14 protein-coding genes and 2 tRNA genes are annotated in these 16,996 nt (G+C 66.1%); 3 read left to right on the forward strand and 13 right to left on the reverse strand.

What is annotated here, in order from left to right:
* Positions 1-232, forward strand: a 232-nt coding sequence (locus QUS11_02940; GenBank protein ID MDM7992249.1) for a hypothetical protein, incomplete at its 5' end; no start/stop codon positions are given.
* Positions 233-512: 280 nt separating this feature from the next.
* Here QUS11_02940 and QUS11_02945 read toward each other — a convergent pair.
* The 5 genes from QUS11_02945 to QUS11_02965 all read right to left on the reverse strand — a co-directional run bounded on the left by QUS11_02945 (position 513) and on the right by QUS11_02965 (position 5,983).
* A complete protein-coding gene (locus tag QUS11_02945) occupies positions 513-1,052 on the reverse strand; it encodes a hypothetical protein (protein MDM7992250.1) in 540 nt (179 codons plus the stop codon).
* A gap of 688 nt (positions 1,053-1,740) precedes the next feature.
* Positions 1,741-1,815: transfer RNA gene (locus QUS11_02950), tRNA-Glu, on the reverse strand.
* 41 nt (positions 1,816-1,856) lie between these two features.
* Positions 1,857-3,377, reverse strand: a complete 1,521-nt coding sequence (gene gltX, locus QUS11_02955) for a glutamate--tRNA ligase (GenBank protein MDM7992251.1) — start codon at positions 3,375-3,377, stop codon at positions 1,857-1,859.
* A complete protein-coding gene (locus tag QUS11_02960; GenBank protein MDM7992252.1) occupies positions 3,374-5,131 on the reverse strand; it encodes a glutamine--tRNA ligase/YqeY domain fusion protein in 1,758 nt (585 codons plus the stop codon). The genes gltX and QUS11_02960 overlap by 4 nt, the downstream gene beginning before the upstream one ends.
* 63 nt (positions 5,132-5,194) lie before the next feature.
* Positions 5,195-5,983, reverse strand: coding sequence for an EFR1 family ferrodoxin (locus tag QUS11_02965; GenBank protein ID MDM7992253.1), 789 nt, complete (start codon positions 5,981-5,983; stop codon positions 5,195-5,197).
* 69 nt (positions 5,984-6,052) lie between these two features.
* Here QUS11_02965 and mnmA point away from each other — a divergent pair, with 69 nt between their 5' ends.
* Complete coding sequence (gene mnmA / locus QUS11_02970; GenBank protein ID MDM7992254.1) at positions 6,053-7,126, forward strand: tRNA 2-thiouridine(34) synthase MnmA; 1,074 nt, start codon at positions 6,053-6,055, stop codon at positions 7,124-7,126.
* Between the two features lie 3 nt (positions 7,127-7,129).
* On the opposite strand, the gene QUS11_02975 is transcribed toward mnmA, so the two are convergent.
* From QUS11_02975 to QUS11_03010, 8 genes are all read right to left on the reverse strand, one after another.
* Positions 7,130-7,957: a 4Fe-4S binding protein gene (locus QUS11_02975; protein ID MDM7992255.1), complete on the reverse strand. Its 828-nt coding sequence runs from the start codon at positions 7,955-7,957 to the stop codon at positions 7,130-7,132.
* Between the two features lie 12 nt (positions 7,958-7,969).
* Entirely contained in the window at positions 7,970-9,445 is a 1,476-nt protein-coding gene (locus tag QUS11_02980) for an NADH-quinone oxidoreductase subunit C (protein MDM7992256.1), read from the reverse strand.
* Entirely contained in the window at positions 9,442-10,926 is a 1,485-nt protein-coding gene (locus QUS11_02985) for a proton-conducting transporter membrane subunit (protein MDM7992257.1), read from the reverse strand. The genes QUS11_02980 and QUS11_02985 overlap by 4 nt, the downstream gene beginning before the upstream one ends.
* 4 nt (positions 10,927-10,930) lie before the next feature.
* Positions 10,931-11,566: a hypothetical protein gene (locus tag QUS11_02990; protein ID MDM7992258.1), complete on the reverse strand. Its 636-nt coding sequence runs from the start codon at positions 11,564-11,566 to the stop codon at positions 10,931-10,933.
* 5 nt (positions 11,567-11,571) lie between these two features.
* Positions 11,572-12,492, reverse strand: coding sequence for an NADH-quinone oxidoreductase subunit H (locus QUS11_02995; GenBank protein ID MDM7992259.1), 921 nt, complete (start codon positions 12,490-12,492; stop codon positions 11,572-11,574).
* A gap of 13 nt (positions 12,493-12,505) precedes the next feature.
* Entirely contained in the window at positions 12,506-14,500 is a 1,995-nt protein-coding gene (locus tag QUS11_03000; protein MDM7992260.1) for a proton-conducting transporter membrane subunit, read from the reverse strand.
* A 7-nt stretch (positions 14,501-14,507) separates the two neighbouring features.
* Positions 14,508-15,194, reverse strand: a complete 687-nt coding sequence (locus tag QUS11_03005; protein MDM7992261.1) for a PTS sugar transporter subunit IIA — start codon at positions 15,192-15,194, stop codon at positions 14,508-14,510.
* Positions 15,195-15,437: 243 nt separating this feature from the next.
* Positions 15,438-15,530: transfer RNA gene (locus QUS11_03010), tRNA-Ser, on the reverse strand.
* Positions 15,531-15,672: 142 nt separating this feature from the next.
* Between QUS11_03010 and QUS11_03015 the strand changes: the two genes are divergently transcribed.
* Positions 15,673-16,995 carry a 50S ribosome-binding GTPase gene (locus tag QUS11_03015; protein ID MDM7992262.1) on the forward strand — a complete coding sequence of 441 codons (1,323 nt, stop codon included), beginning with the start codon at positions 15,673-15,675 and terminating at the stop codon, positions 16,993-16,995.
* Position 16,996 lies beyond the last annotated feature (1 nt).

Consider the following 16,996-nt stretch of genomic DNA (forward strand, 5'->3'; position numbering starts at 1 on the left):
GTCGGCAGCGTCAGATGTGTACAAGAGACAGCGACAATGCAGAGAGATCCTGGGAAGAGGCGATATAGCACTCCCCGAGGACGAACTTGGCCATCTGATGGAGATTCTACATTTCTTCGCCGTTCGTGTCTGTGAGCAGGCTGAGCAGGAGATACGGAACCAGAAAAGAAAAGGCGATGAGAAAGCAGAAGCGCAGCAAGGTCTCCAACAAACAGATACCTGGTCAGCGTAGAGCTGTCATTGTCGCGCGGGTTCCTGATCCAAGGCAGGCAACAGAAGGCTACAGCCTTGAGAAGCAGGAATCCGCACTGATAGCACGTTGTGCTGTAGATAAGGTTGAAATTGCCCGAGTAGTAAGGATGGAGGGAGAATCTGCCTACAACGTCTCCCCGAAGCTTCTCGAGTTACTCAACTATGTAGAACGCAATCCTGATCGCATTACCGATGTCTACATCTGGGATCTTTCCAGGCTCTTCCGCAATCCATCCTATCACATCAAGTTCAAGGAAGCTCTAGACAAGCAGAGAATTACGCTCCACTCCCTTCACGAGAACCTCGATAACTCGGCAATGGGCGAGCTGGTGGAGGGGATTCATGTCCAGATAAACAAATTCTACTCCCGTGATCTCAGCCAGAAGACCAAGGAACGAATGGAGGCGACACGTAGAAAGGGTGTTCCAACTTGCCGGCCTATCACAAGCTATATGATTGCCAGAAAACCAGATGGCAGGCGAGATGACGAGCGAAGATGGGCGCTTGATCCTGACAGAGCTCCTCTGCTTAGGGACGCCTTCACCGAGTTCGGAACCACTGGGGCGATGCAGGGCGAGGTTTTGGCTAGAATGAACAGGTCTGGCTTCAGGATGATAGGTTCGGGAGAACCGATGAGCCCTCAGTGCTTCGATCGCCTCCTCGGGAACCCTCTCTATGCTGGTTTGGTCTTGATAAACGAAGAAGAAGGATACGCCGATCAGTCTGTCTATGAGCCCCTCATAAGTCGGGATCTTCATGAGAAGATCGAGCGGAAGCTGGGGAGGGACCCCTGCCGTCATGTGGCACACTCGCGTGAGAATCCTGAGTACCCACTGAGGGGCGTTCTGCGATGCCGTGATTGTGGTGTTGTCCTCACAGCCAGCAAGCCGAAAGGAAAACACAAACGCTACGGCTACTATGCTCTACAGAAGTCAAAGCATCGCTTTGGATGTAGTATGGGTGGATTCAGCCTGCCACTAGAAAGGGCTCATCGGTCCTTCGAAAAGAACCTGGAGCAGATAGCCTCCAATCAGCCCGTGCTAGATCTCTTCTTCGAATTCGTGAAAGAGTGCTGGGCGGATCGTTCCGCCTCGAGGGTAGCGGATCAGGAGACTGGGCGGAGGAAGGCAAGGAAGCTCCAGGAGCAACGGGATGCCCTTGTCCTTAAGTACAGCGATGGGAAGATCCAGGAGGAGGACTTCAGAAGGCTAGCAGCCAAATTGAAGGATGAGATCAACAGCACACTCGAAGCTGTTGACAGACTGGAGCAGCTCGAGGTTCCGATGGACGATCTGCTCACTCGTGCGCAGGTCACGTTGGAACACCTAGACGATCTCTGGAAAGCCTCGGAACCATCGGGGAAAAAGACAATGGCCAGCGTTCTGTTTCCCAGTGGGGTTGCCTGCGACAAGAACGGTGTAGTTGGAACACCCAAGGATGCTGGTGAGATAGGGCTTCTCGATCTACTACAGGGGCCGAAAACTGAGATGGCGGTCCCACGGGGAATCGAACCCCGGTTTGATGGCTGAGAACCACCCGTCCTAGCCTCTAGACGATGGGACCGCAGGCAAGGCCGGTACTATCGCCCGCAGGGGGCTTTTGCGTCAAGACCCTTCCCGGGGATCCTCTTCGGAAGCCTGCGCCGAGAAGGTTTCCGCGTACTCCCGCTCCCACTCCGCGAGCATTCCCTGGGTCACCTGGCCGAGGGCGTCGATGGCGCGGCGGAGGCGCATCCGCACCATGTCAGAGCCCAGCAGGGCCATCGAGTCGTAGAGCGGGGTCGAGGCCTTCGAGCCGCTCACAGCGACGTAGAACGGGCGCGTGAGGTCTCGCAGCTTGAGCCCGGTCTTCTCCGACAGGTTACGGAACACCGCCTCGACGCCTTCGGTCGAGAGGCCGCGCAGGCGCTCCAGCTCCCAGACGGCGAACTGCAGTATCCTCTGCGTCTCCTCCGGCGTACGGCCCTTCAGGAGCAGCGCCTCGGCGTCCAGCTGGACGGAGTCGGCGAAGAAGAAGGACGTCAGGGGGCCCCAGTCCGCCAGGGTCTCGAGTCTGGTGTGCGCCACCCGCGTAACCTTCTGGAGGTATTCTCGGTTGAGCCCCCAGCTCTCGAGCCTGGGGAAGAGCGTCTCGGGAGTGTGGTCCTCCCTGATGTACCGCGCGTTCAGCCAGCGCAGCTTGGCTATGTCGAACACCGGGCCGCCGAGGGTGACGTCCTCCAGGCGAAACTGCGCGATCATGTCGTCGACGGAGAACTTCTCCCCACCGCCGGGCATGCTCCAGCCCATCATCCCGAGGTAGTTCAGGAGCGCCTCGGGGAGGAAGCCGGCCTGCCGGAAGTAGGTGATCGACGTGGGGTTCTTGCGCTTCGAGAGCTTGCTCCTGTCGGCGTTGCGCAGCAGCGGCAGGTGGCAGAACACCGGCGGCTCCCAGCCGAAGAGGCCGAAGAGGTGGACGTGCTTGGGCACGGAGTTGATCCACTCCTCGCCGCGGATGATGTGGCTGATGCGCATGAGGTGGTCGTCCACGACCACGGCGAGATGGTACGTCGGGAATCCGTCGCCCTTGATCAGCACCTGGTCATCGACGGTGGACCATGCCTTGCGGATCTCGCCGCGCAGGAGGTCGGTGAAGACGCAGTCCCCCTCGAGGGGCGCCTTCATGCGGATGACGAAGGGCTCGCCAGCCTCGGCGCGCCGGTCGGACTCGGAAACGGGGATGTCGCGGCAGAGCCTGTCGTAGCCAGATCCGGCGCCCGAGCGCCTGGCGTCGCGCATCGAGTCGAGCCGCTCCTTCGTGCAGAAGCAGCGGTAGGCCGCCCCCTTCGAGAGCAGGGCCTCGGCATGCTCGCGGTAGATGCCGAGCCGCTCGCTCTGGCGGTAGGGGCCGTACTGGCCGCCGACGCCGGGGCCCTCGTCCCACTTCAGGCCGAGCCAGGAGAGGGAGTCGAGGATGGCCTGCTCGGATTCGGGGGTGGACCGCTCCTGATCCGTGTCCTCGATGCGGAGGACGAAGCTCCCGCCGTTCCTCTTCGCCCAGACGTAGTCGAAAAGGGCCTGGTAGGCGGTTCCGACGTGCGGGTCGCCCGTGGGGGAGGGGGCTATCCGGGTCCTGACCTCCGTCATGCCCCGCCTCCGGCCTTCTCGATCTTCGCCCAGGCGTCCTTCAGCGTGACGGTGCGGTTGAAGACGGGCCTGCCGGGTGCCGAGTCCACGGGGTCCTTGAAGAAGTATCCGAGCCTCTCGAACTGCCAGCCCGTGCCTGCAGGAGCATCGGCGAGATGCCTCTCGACCATGGCGCCAGTGACTGTCTCCAGCGAGGCCGCGTTGATCTCGTCCTTCCAGTTCACACCCTCGGTAGCTCCAGGGTACTCCGCCGAGAAGAGGTGGTCGTAGAGCCGCACCTCTGCCTCCGTGCAGTTAGAAGCGGAGACCCAGTGAAGGGTGGCCTTCACCTTCCTGCCGTCGGGCGCGTCGCCGCTGCGGGTGGCGGGATCGTACGTACAGCGCAGCCCGGTGACCTCACCGGTCGTTGGATCCTTCTCGACCCCCGTGCACCGGACCAGGTAGGCGTAGCGCAGCCTGACCTCGGCGCCCGGCGATAGCCTGTGGTACTTCGGCGGGGGCACCTCGCGGAAGTCGTCCCTGTCGATGAAGATCTCGCGGGAGAAGGGGATCCTCCGGGTGCCCGACGACGGGTCCTCGGGGTTCACGACGTAGTCGAACTCCTCCACCTTGTCCGCAGGGTAGTTCTCGATCACGACGCGCAGGGGCCTCAGCACCGCCATCGCACGCGGCGCTGTGCGGTTGAGCTCCTCGCGGGCGCAGTGCTCGAGCAGTGCGATGTCCACCGTGCTGTCGCGCTTGGCAACTCCCACGCGCTCGGCGAAGGCCCTCACGGCGGCAGAGGGATAGCCCCTCCGCCTGATGCCCGCCAGTGTGGGCATCCTGGGGTCGTCCCAGCCCGAGACCAGCCCGTCGCTGACGAGTTCGAGGCACTTGCGCTTGCTCATCACGGTGTGCGTGAGGTTGAGCCTCGCGAACTCGATCTGTCGGGAGTGGTGGATGCCCAGCTCGTCGAGGAACCAGTCGTACAGGGGCCTGTGGTCCTCGAACTCCAGGGTGCAGATCGAGTGGGTGATCCCCTCGAGGGAGTCGGAGACGGGGTGCGCATAGTCGTACATCGGGTAGATGCACCATCTGTCGCCCGACCTGTGGTGCGTGGCACGCAGTATCCGGTAGACCACGGGGTCGCGCATGTTGAGGTTGGGCGAGGCCATGTCGATCCTGGCTCGGAGGGTACGCGAACCGTCGGGGAACTCGCCCGCCCGCATCCTCCTGAAGAGGTCGAGGTTCTCGTCGACCGGCCGGTCCCGCCACGGGCTGTTCCTGCCGGGCTCGGTCAGGGTGCCGCGGTGGTTCCTCACCTCGTCGGCCGGGAGGTCGCAGACGAAGGCGCTGCCCTTCAGGATCAGCCTCTCCGCGAATTCGTACAGGCGGTCGAAGTAGTCCGACGCGAAGAAGAGGCGGTCCTCCCAGTCGAATCCGAGCCACCGGATGTCGTTCATTATAGAGTCGACGTACTCGACCTCCTCCTTCGAGGGGTTCGTGTCGTCGAAGCGCAGGTTGCAGAGGCCGCCGTACTGCTTCGCTATCCCGAAGTTGAGGCAGATCGACTTGGCGTGCCCGATGTGGAGGTAGCCGTTGGGCTCGGGCGGGAAGCGGGTGTGGACCAGCCCGCCGAAGCGCCCCGTCCTGTTGTGCTCGTCTATGATGTCACGGATGAAGTCGCGTCCCGGCGAGGGGGCGTCCCCGCCCGTGACCGGACCTGTGTCGTTGCTCTCGTTCATGCCGCTTGCTCCGTCCAGCAGAAGGACCACTGAGGGTCGATATCTCCGGGGTTGTACGGGAACATCATGCCTGCAGCCTGCAGGACGATGATTCTACTGCTGGACGATGTCGGCGCGCCAGGGTTCGGCCTTGCCCCTGTACTGGGCGAAGGACTTGCCGCGGATGCGGATGGCATTTACGGGGCAGATCGACTGGCACCGCATGCAGAGTTCGCATCTGTCCGCATACTCGGGCAGATCGTTCATCCTGATGTTGCTGGACGGGCACTTCGCGGCGCAGAGCCCGCACCTGTTGCACACCGCGGGGTCGGCCGAGAGGGCGAGCCTCTTCCGCATCCAGGCGAACGGCCTGTCGGTGCCGAGATGCTTCGCCACGAAGTCCGGCAGACCCCTGATCCTCCTCCACGAAGCCCTTTCGTCGCACAGGTCGGCGGCGAAGGAGGAGGCCTTCAGGAGGGCGGCCTCGCGCCGGGCGGCGTTGAAGCCCTCGTTCATGGACTTCACCATGAAGTTCGAGGGCATTACGAGGCGCCTGGCCCCGAGGGGCACGTAGCCCCTGGACTCGATAAGGGCGCGCATGGGACCAACCAGCCCCCAGGTCGACCCGCCCATGGTCACCAGGAGGAAGGCCCCCTTGCCGTTGCCCGGGCGGAGATTGCGCACGAAGCGCCATACCAGCGGATAGGTCGTGAAGGCAGCGGCCGGGCAGGCGATGCCCACTGTGCCTGACGTGTACAGCGTGGCCGGGTCCGTGTCCTCGATCGCCCTGAGGTTGGTCTCTATCCCCCTGATGCCGAACTCGACGGCCATCCTGCCGGCGGCCAGAGCCGTGTTCCCCGTGCCGGAGAAGTAGCAAAGATCAACGGGTCCAGTGGGTTTCATGTCCTCGACTCTCTCCCTTGCATCGTCACACGGAAAGGAACATACACATACCGGAGGGATGTGAATACAATGGCGGAAAGGGTCCTCCTTGCCATGAGCGGCGGCGTCGACTCGACGGCGGCCGCGATCATGCTCCTGGACGGCGGCTACGAGGTCATCGGCGTCACGTTCGGGGTCGCCGGGGGAAGGGTGCTGCCGGCATGCGCCGCCGGTTCGGATGCCTCGGTCCGCGAAGCCCGCATATCCGCGGAAACGCTCGGCATCCCGCATTTCACAGCCGACCTGACCGATGCATTCGTCGCGGAAGTCCTCGAACCGTTCCGGCGGGGCTACCTCGACGGCCTCACCCCCAATCCGTGCGTGGCATGCAACCGGCTCGTGAAGTTCGGCGCACTCCGGCACTGGGCTTCGGAGAACGGGATCGGCTGCGACGGATTCGCCACTGGCCACTACGCCGGGACAGGGACGGCCCGGGACGGGAAGCCCGTCCTGATCCGGGCCCTCGACCGCAAGAAGGACCAGTCTTACTTCCTGGCTATGGTTGAGAGGCCGATGCTCGCACGGACTCTGTTCCCGCTCTCGGGCATGACGAAGGACCGGGCGGTGGCCCTCGTGCGCGCCTCGGGGCTGTCGCGGACCGCCGCCAGGGCCGAGAGCCAGGATTTCACGGGCGCCGGAGGGCTGCCCGCCCTGCTCGGGCCCGAGGCCTCGAGGCCCGGCGACCTGGTCGACGGCGCCGGGAACTTGCTCGGGAGGCACGATGGGTATGCGCTGCTGACGCCGGGGCAGAGGCACGGGCTCGATCTGGGGGGGCGCCGCGAGCCGCTGTACGTGATCCGTACCGATCCGGCGACGGGTACCGTGACGGTCGGAACCAGGGACGAGGCGACGAGCACTTCGCTCGAAGCCGGGCCGATGAACTGGCTGGCGTGGGAGACGCCTCCGTCCGCGTTCGGGGCATCCGGGAAGACCAGGAGCACGGGGGCGGAAGTGCCGGTCGAGGTGAGGTGCCTGGACCCGGGAGGCTCGGTGGTGGAGGCCGTCTTCGGCAGCCCTGTCTTCGCAGCCGCCCCCGGGCAATACCTCGTTCTCTACTCCGGTGACATGGTGCTCGGGGCCGGGGTCATCCGCCGCTCGCGCTGACGGTTACTCCGGCTCTCCCACAGGTTTTGCGGCCCTGATGCGGCCTCCCGGAGCCTTCCGCCCGTCGGGGCCGGTCCTCCCCAGGAAGCGCAGGAGCGAGTCGAGGATCGTGAGGGGATGCGGAGGGCAGCCGGGGATGTAGAGGTCCACCGGCAGGAGGCCCTCCGCTCCGCCGGATGTCGCTGGCATCCCGCGGAAGAGCCCGCCCGAGATCGCACAGGCCCCCGTGACGATGACGATCCTCGGTTCGGGCACGGCATCGTATGTCGAGAGCAGGGCTTCACGCATGTTCAGCGTCACCGGGCCGGTCACCAGCAGGCCGTCGGCGTGCCTGGGCGACGCGACGAACTGGATGCCGAACCTGCCCAGGTCCCATCCCACGGTGCCGAGGACGTTCGTGTCGGCCTCGCACGCGTTGCAGCCGCCGGCACTCACCTGGCGGAGCTTGAGCGACCTGCCGAAGACCGCGGCGGCCTTCGCGTCGAAGATGTCGCGGGGGCCCGGCGCGGCGCCGGGCTTCACGATCAATCCCTCACGGTCCCTCGATGCGAGCCGGTGCTCGCGGGTGAAGCTTATCGCCCCGCGGGGGCAGGCCGTTTCGCAGGCTCCGCAGAAGACGCACATGCCGGTGTCGATCGAGACCGATCTGCCGCAGCGCGCAACGGCGCCGGCCGGGCAGGCGTCGATGCAGCGGGAGCAGCCGGAAGGGCATTCCGCCCCGTCGATGACCGGCATCCCGGCATAGCGCTCCGGCAGAGAGGGGGGCGGTCCGGCCGGGTAACGGGTCGTCCTGTGCCCCTGGCGCAGCCTGGCCCTGATGATCCTCAGCATCCCGCGCCCTCCCTAGAGATCATGCCCGCAGTACGACAGGTTGAAACTCTTGTTGCAGAGCGGGAAGTCGGAGATCTGCCCGCCGCGCATGGCGCATGCGAGGCCGAACCAGTTGTGGAACGACGGATCGACCGTCCTGCACTCCAGGATCCCGCAGCGGTCGTCCGAGAGGAGGACGTGGCAGATCTCGCCGCGCCAGCCTTCCGTGATGGAGACCGTGATCCTGTTTCGCGGGAGGTCCGCCGGCGGCGCCGACACCGGCCCTCCCGGCAGGCTGGCGAGCTGCTCGCGGACGAAGGCGGCCGATCTCTGGCACTCCATCCAGCGCACGAGGGCGCGCGAGAACACGTCGCCGGAATCCCAAACCGAGAGCGGTATGTGCGACATCCTGTAGATGCCGCCCGGGAAGTCCCTCCTCGAGTCGAGCTCGAGGCCGCTGGCCCTGGCCGCCGGGCCCACCAGCCCGATGGCGGATGCGAGTGCGCGGGTCACGGTGCCTGTGCCCTCGAATCTCCCGATGACCGAGGGGGTGTCCCACAGCAGGCTGACGGCCTCCTCCGCCTCGGAGACCGCCTTCGAGAGCGAAGCCGACATCCTTCCGGCGACATCGCCGTCGATGTCGCGCACGAGGCCTCCGGGCGCCACGAGGCCGCGGCCGAAGCGGTTGCCGCACATCTCCGCGGTGATGTTGAGCACGTCGCCCCTGATCCTGCCGCAGAACGACATGGTGGGCAGGAAGGCCACGTCACCGGCCAGAGCGCCGAGGTCGCCGATGTGGTTGGCCATCCTTTCGAGCTCGAGGGCCACCCCGCGCAGAACCTGCGCCCTTGCAGGCACGTCGGTGCCGCAGAGCGCCTCGAGGGCCGAGCAGTACGCAGTGGCGTGGCCCACCGAGGTGTCGCCTGCGATGGCTTCCGCCAGCATCGTCCTCCTTCTGTCGGGCCTGCCCCTGAGGGCCTTCGCGATGCCGCGGTGCTGGTATCCCAGGGCGATCTCCAGGTGGTGGACGGTCTCGCCGTGGCACTGGAACCTGAAGTGGCCGGGTTCGATGATGCCCGCGTGCACCGGCCCCACTGCGACCTCGTGCACCTCCTCGCCCCCGATCCTGAAGAAATCGCATGTGGCGGCCGACGCCGGGCCGCCTTCCATGAACCGCACGGGCTTCATCCAGGGGTGCCCCCTGAACTCGATCCCGTACTCCTCGGAGACTTCGCGCTCGAAGAGATGGGCCTGGGGGCACTCGGGCACGATCGAGTCCATCCCTCCCGAAGGCTTCGTCGATGCGACGCAGATCTGCCCGGTGGAGGCGCCCGCGAGCACGGCGTACATCGTCAGGCCGCCGGGGGCGTCGCATGCGAACATGGCGGAGATCCTCGATCCGCCGGACACCGAATCCGCCACGAACCTGCCGAACTCCGCCCGGGTGAGGAGCGGGACCTCGGCAAGCGGGAGGGTGCCGCAGTTGGTGATGGCCGCGCCCTGCTTCACGGCAGCACCCCCGTCACGGAGGCGGCGGCGGCGAAGGCCTCGCGCACGAATGACGGCATCCAGAGCCCGGAGAGGAGCAGGGCCGCGAGGGGCAGCGCGACGATCAGCCATTCCACGATACCCGGGACATGCGGGTTCGCCGGCTTCTCTCCGGGGGCCCAGGCCATCGGGATCGCGTGGCGGAGCACGCCTATGAACACGATGGAGAGCCCGGCGAGGAATGCCGCTCCGACGGCGTAGGATCCCGCGTCGAATGCGGCCCTGAGCATCATGAACTCGCTGAAGAACAGGCCGAACGGGGCCGTGCCCACGAGGGCCAGCAGCGACACCAGGAGGCAGGTCCCCCAGAGGGGGGCCGCGGAGAGGGATCCCCTTATCCGCTTCATGTCGTTGCCGCCGAAGATCTCGATCAGCCTGCCGGCTCCGGTGAAGGCCGTGCTCTTCGCGATCGAGTGCAGCACCATGTGGTACATCGCGGCGAAGGCGCCGACGCCTCCGATTCCGGCGCCAAGCGTGACTATCCCGATGTGCTCGAGGCTGGAGTAGGCGAGGAGCCTCTTGAGGTCGCGCTGGACCACGACGAATGCCGCGGCTGTGAGTATCGACACCAGCCCCGCGGCCACGAGGATCCCCCTGGCCCATCCTGCGTCTCCTGTGGCGGCCTCGGCGACGGGCAGGCACCTCAGGATGCAGTAGAGGGCGGCGTTGAGCAGGAACCCGGAGAATACGGCCGAAACGGGGGCGGGGGCCTGGCTGTGGGCATCGGGCAGCCAGTTGTGCATGGGCGCCAGACCCGCCTTGGTGCCGTAACCGATCACGATGAAGACGAAGCCGGCCTTCACGAGCTGGACGTCGAGCCCGCGGGCCGAAGCCGCCAGGCTGGTCCACAGGAGGGCTTCGGTGCCGTGGATGCCCGTCCGCCCGGCGGAGGCGGCGAGCAGCAGCGTGCCGGTGAAGGCGAGCGCCACGCCGACCGAGCACATGAGCAGGTACTTCCACATCGCCTCGAGGGAGCCCGGGGTTGTTGTGACGCAGATCAGGAAGGCCGTGAGGAGTGTGGTCGCCTCGATGCCCACCCACATCAGGCCGAGGTTGTTGGAGAGAAGGACCGCCGCCATGGCGGCCAGGGATCCGAACCAGAGCCCGGCGTACCTGCGGGCGGTGCGCCTGTCGAACGATCCGTCGGCGACGCCGTGCCTGAAGTAGCCGGGGGCCTGCAGGGCTCCCAGGCAGAAGACGATCGCCATCACGACCAGGTGCAGGGCCGAGAGGGAGTCGACCCGGAGCCAGCCGCCGGGCACGGTGACGGCTGCTCCGTGCGGCACGAGGGCGGCGAGTGCGGCCATCAGGGCGCCGGTGGCGACCGTTCCGGCCGCGCAGATCCCGAGGGCGACCCTTGCGGAACGCGACAGCATGCCCGCGACCGCGAGCAGGGCCGGCAGGATCAGGATCGCGGGGATGAGGACCCAGGCCTGAGTCACCCCGTCACCCCTTGAGGGTCGAGAGCCTGTCGGAGTCGATGTGGTCGAACTCCGAGTTGATCCTGTAGATCGCGATCCCCATCACGAAGACCGCCACGAACATGTCCATGAGGACGCCCAGCTCGACCAGGAACGGGATGTCCCTGACAACGGCCAGGCTGAACGCGTAGATCCCGTTCTCCAGCACGATGTAGCCGAGCACCTGGTTGACCGCGGTGCGCCTCGCCACGAGGAGGAAGATCCCCGTGAACATCAGCGAGAAGGAAACCGGCACCAGGATCGACGATGCGGAATGCGTCGGGAGAGCCAGCCTGCCGTCGAGCCAGAAGGAGGCGGCGAGCGCCAGCAGGCCGGCCAGCAGCGACGGAGTGTATCCGACGAACGGCTGGACCTCGCGGCTCGTGGCCGACTCTCTGAGCGCCCTGTTGAGCAGGTGGGGGAAGACGAAGCCCTTGAGGGCGACTACAGCCAGGCCGAGGGCGACGATGCGAAGCGAGAGGCCGGCCCCGGCGGTGGCCAGGGGCAGCAGACCGGCCATGATGCCCTGCAGCGCGGCCGTGCGGATGCAGCTCGAGAGGCGGCTCGAGCCCAGCAGGACGAAGTTCGAGAGGATGAGCGCGACGAGCACGATGTCGAGCATTGCAGTCACGACAGGAACCTCGAGGCCAGGATGAATGCCAGGATCGAGAGCGCGCATGCGCCGGCGAGGAGAAGGGGGGCGCGGGCGAGGCTCGACCTGGCCATGGTCGATTCCACCGTGCCCACGATCACGCCCGTGAACAGGACCGCGGCGGTGAGGGCACCCAGGAGGGCGAACCCGGAGAGACCCAGCGGCGAAACCGCGAGGGATGCGAACAGGACTGAGAAGACCCAGAGCTTGAGCGACGCCCCGTAGGTCACGAGCGCGAAATCGGGCCCCGAGGAATCGAGGACCATGACCTCGTGCACCATCGTCAGCTCGAGGTGCGTGTTCGGATCGTCGAAGGGTACGCGCGAATTCTCCGCGAGGAGCACGACGAAGAACGAAACCCCCACGAGGGCGAGCGCTGTGCCCGCGGAAACCCATCCCGTCACGCCGGCTCCCTGGAGGATCGAGGCAAGCGAAGTCCCGCCCGACACCCTGGCGAGGACTGCGATCCCGACGAGCAGGGCCGGTTCGGCGAGGGCGGAGTAGAGGACCTCCCGGCTCGCGCCCATCCCCTCGAAGCTCGATCCGGTATCGAGGGCGGCTGCCACGGTCAGGAACCGCGCCAGCCCCAGGGCATAGGCAAGCAGGAGGGCGTCGCCGGCGAAGCCCCATCCCTGCTCCACCGGGGCGGGCGCGAGGACGACGAGAGCGACGAGGGCGCAGGCGAGGGTGATCGACGGTGCCAGCCGGAAGATCCAGGTCGTGGTGCCGCTGAACACCGCGCCCTTCCTCAGGAGCCTCGCGATGTCACGGTACTGCTGGAGCAGGGGCGCTCCGCGCCTTCCCGCGAAGACAGCCTTGGTCCGGTTCACGATTCCCTGCAGGAGCGGAGCCAGCAGGAGTCCGGCGATGATCGAAAGAAGGCCGTGGATCGTCATCCCGCCCGCCCCGTCACAGTTTCCACAACAGCAGCGCGAAGAGCGCCGCGGCTATGTAGAGCACGTAGAGATTGAGCCTGCCGTGCTGGATCACCCTGAAGCCGGAGAACGCCCTCTCGAAGGCCGAGAAAACCGGCTTGTACAGCTTTTCCTGGTAGACGTCGGGCGTGTCGGTGGAGAACTCGGTCGAGGCCGGGAAGAGCCCCGCCGGCTCCTCGAAACGGCGCCTCCTGCGGATGATGGCTCCGAAGAGGCCCACTATGGGATCGGCGAAGGACGAGGCCGTGTACTGCATCGACGGCGCGGGCGAGGTGAAGCCGCAGCCCCAGGTCGGCGCGGACGAGGTCCTGCGGTTCCTCAGGATGGCCGAACGCGCGGCGAAGACGGAAGCGGCCAGCAGCAGGACTGCAGCGGAGGCGACCGATGCCGCGGAGAGGGCTCCGAGCGCATCGTGCGCCGTTCCGGCGGATACCGCGAAGCCGAAGCCCGCGAGCACCGAATCCACGACCGGGCCGATGACGGGGGCGGCTGCCGGCCCCGCGAGCCCGATGCAGAGGCAGGCTGCGGTAAGGACGATCATCGGGGTCCGCATGGAGGCGTCGACCTCCCGCGCTCCTGCAGCGTGCGGAGTGCGGGGCTCGCCCAGGAACACGGTTCCGAAAGCCTTGGTGAAGCAGGCCAGGGCAAGCCCGCCGATGAGCGCCAGCCCGCCTGTCGCCAGCAGGCCGGCCGTCGATCCGGCCGGTATCCTCGCGGCGGTCGCCGAGAGACCGGCGAAGGCCGCCAGGTAGATCAGCAGTTCGCTGAGGAAGCCGTTGAAGGGCGGCAGGCCGCAGATCGCCATGCTGCCGGTCATGAAGCACAGACTTGTGGCGGGCATCCTCTTCGAGAGGCCGCCCAGGTGGTCTATGTCCCTGGTGCCCGTGCGCTCGAGCACCGATCCGGCGCCCATGAAGAGCAGGCTCTTGAACACGGCATGGTTGACGACGTGGAGCAGCCCGCCGGCGAAGCCGAGGAAGGCCATCGCGGGGATGCCGAGGCTGATCCCCAGGAGGCCCAGGCCCAGCCCGATGGCGATGATGCCGATGTTCTCGACGCTGTGATAGGCCAGGAGCCTCTTCAGGTCATGCTGCGCGAGGGCCGAGAGAACGCCGACCACGCCCGATGTCACGCCTGCGGTCAGCAGAACCCATCCCCACCACGCGGGAGGCGAGCCAAGGATCATCAGGAACCGCAGGAGGCCATAGATCCCCGTCTTGATCATCACGCCGCTCATCACGGCGGAGACGCCGGAAGGGGCTGCGGGATGGGCCTCGGGGAGCCAGACGTGCAGCGGCACGAACCCCGCCTTCGTCCCGAAACCGACGAATGCCAGCACGAAGGCGATCCCGGCGGGGAAGGCCGCTGGGAGGGCGAGTCTGTCGAACTCGAGCGATCCGGCATGTCCGAGGATCGCGAAGAGGGCGAGTATGCAGGCCGTGCCGACGTGCGTGGCAACGAGGTAGATCCAGCCGGCGCGCCTGACGCGGGGGTCGTGGGCGTCGAACATCACCAGGAGGAACGACGCGAGCGCCATCACCTCCCAGCCCAGCAGGAAGAGGAGGGCGTTCCTCGCGACGGTTACGAGCAGCATCCCGCCTGCAAGGAGATCGTACCACGCCCAGAACGGTGCGGTGCTCCTGCCTTCGGATTCTGCATGGCGGAGGTAGCCCCTGCTGTAGATCGCCGCGAGCGCGGACACGATGAGCACCGGGATGGCGAAGAGCGCGGAGAGCGCGTCCATGCCGATGCTCAGGCCGCCTGAAGGGACGCTCCACGAGGCGGTCGCAGATGCGGGCCCGGCACCTGCCAGAGTCAGGATGGCTGCGACGATCCCCGGGACGCAGCCCGCCACGGCTGTCGCCGGACCCAGCCGGGACGCGGCCCGCGGGTTCCGGCGGAGCATGGCGAGGACCGGGGCCGATGCCGTGAAAGTGAGGATCGACAAGGCGAGGAGGGCCGGGATCATGCCTGCGTCACCCCTGCCTCGGCGACGGGGTGCGGGAGATGAGGAGGGAATCGACGGCAGCGGCCTGCGAGAGGATCCCTGCTTCAGGGCATCTCCTGGAGACGGCCTCCATGAAGGCCGGCTGCCTCAGCGCGAACGCCAGCCGCGATAGGATCGCGAGATGCGAATCCACGGTCGGGCTCATCATCATGAAGAGCGTGTTCACCGGCCTGCCGTCGAGCGAACCGAACTCGACCTCCCGTTCGAGGAACGACAGGGTGATCATCGGTTCGGGGATGTCGAGGACTATGGGGTTCCTGACATGGGGGATGGCTATGCCGTCGCCGATGCCCGTGGAGCCCATGGCCTCGCGGGCCTCCATCACCTGCAGGAGGAGGCCCCTGTCTGCGCTGTCGGGCATGGGCATGAGCGACAGGGCCGCCTCGAGGACGGAATGCCTGTCGGTCCCCGCGACACCGTATCTGATCCCGCCGGCCCGGAGGGCCCTCTCGAGACCGCCGGCGCGTTCTCCATCGGCGCGGTCGGGGAACAGGACGGAGGACAGGGTCATGCGCCGGGAAGTGGCCCACTCCAGGATCTCGGTCCTGTTGAACCGGAGCTGTCCGCCGACGCGGACGGCGGGCAGCGAGTCCTCACGGATCCACTTCTCCACGGTCCGCTCGGGCACCCCGAGCAGCCCCGCCGCTTCCTTCAATCCTATCTGCATCCCCGCCCCTCGTCCGGTGTCAGAGGAAAAAATGTCAAGTAATCAACTACAGAGCTTACGAGCAGCTAGAACAATCGATATCTCAGGCAATGTATCCCTTCGCTCCGAGCACTCTGTTCGAAATTGCAGACTATTAGGCGCTGGACCATCATATGTGAAAATACGCAACTTCTACGAAAAGGCTGATTACTTGACATTTTTTCCTCTGACACCGGACGGGAGGAATGATCGTGGCGGAGAGGGAGGGATTCGAACCCTCGGATAGGTGTTAAGCCCATCAACCGCTTAGCAGGCGGTTGCCTTCAGCCTCTCGGCCACCTCTCCGCGCAGTCAGCGATTATCGGCCCGGAGCGCGTGCGGGTCAAGTTGTTACTCCCCGGAACGCCGTCCCTCGGGCCTTCTTCCGGGTTGTTAGTAGTATAGTCCCCTTCCATGGTGCGCCGCCCGATCCACGAAAGGAGCCGGGATGCCAAGGGTCGACAGGCTGGTGATAGGGATCTTCGGCCGGATCAATGCCGGCAAGAGCACCCTCATGAACCTCCTCACCCAGCAGTACACCTCGATAGTCGATTCCACGCCCGGCACCACCTCCGACACGAAGAGCGCCGTCATGGAGATCCATTCCGTCGGCCCGGCGCGCATCCTCGACACAGCCGGCATCGACGAGGGAGGGGATCTCGGCTCGAAGAAGAGGGCGAAGGCCTGGGCGGCCCTAGAGGAGTGCGATCTGGCCCTGCTGGTGATCGACCCCGTCCAGGTGCTGCTCGAAGGCTCGCCCGAAGTCGAGGAGTCGATCGGGAACGCGGCCAGGAGGCACGGCAGGTCGCTCGCTCTCGTGTTCAACATCCGTGCCGATTCGGAGCGCATCCTTGCGGAGAGGGGGGCGACCCTGGCGGATGCGGTCGAGTTCTGCAGGATCGCCCTTCCCGACAGGACGGCCGTCCCGTCGATCATGGCCGACCTGTCCGACCAGGCTTCGCTCCACCCGCTGGTAGACCTGGTCACGAGGGCCAGGCCGGCCGGGGATGCCCCTCCGCAGCTCCTGCCCTTCATCAGGCCGCGTGGCGCGGTGGTCCTGCACATCCCCATGGACGAGGAGACCCCGTCGGGGAGGCTTCTCAGGCCCCAGGAGATGGCGATGGAGTATCTCCTCCGGATGATGGTCCCGGTGGGTCTCTACAGGACCGATCTCCGCCTCGGCAGGAGCTCGGATACGGCGCTCGCCGCCGCCGAGCGAAGCAGGTTCGAGAGCTTCCTGTCGGCCTTCGGGCGCTCGGGCGGGGTCCAGCTCGTGCTCACGGACTCGCAGGCCATAGACCTGATGAAGGACTGGGTGCCGAAGGAGATACCGCTTACGACGTTCTCGATTATGATGATCAACCAGACCGCGGGCGGCGATCTCGACCTGTTCGCCAGGGGGGCCGCGGCCCTGGACGGCCTCCGCGCGGGCGACCGCGTGCTGATTGCGGAGGCGTGCAACCACGACAGGATGGCAGAGGACATAGGCACCGCGCAGATCCCCCGCAAGCTCGTGGCGGCGGTTCCCGGCGTCGAGATCGACCATGCCTTCGGCCGCGAGTTCCCCGATCCCCGCGAGCTTTCCCGCTACAGCGTTGCCGTGCACTGCGGAGGCTGTATGATTAGCCGTCAGGCCGCCGCCGCCCGCGTGAGGAGACTCGCCGAGGCCGGCGTGCCGGTCACCAATTACGGGCTGGCCCTGTCCTGGTTCGAGGGGCCCGAAGTCCTCGCCAGGGTCCTCGAACCCTGGGTCGAAAGACGGGACGGTTGAC

It is taken from the genome of Candidatus Fermentibacter sp. (assembly GCA_030373045.1).
In the GTDB taxonomy this organism is placed as follows: domain Bacteria; phylum Fermentibacterota; class Fermentibacteria; order Fermentibacterales; family Fermentibacteraceae; genus Fermentibacter.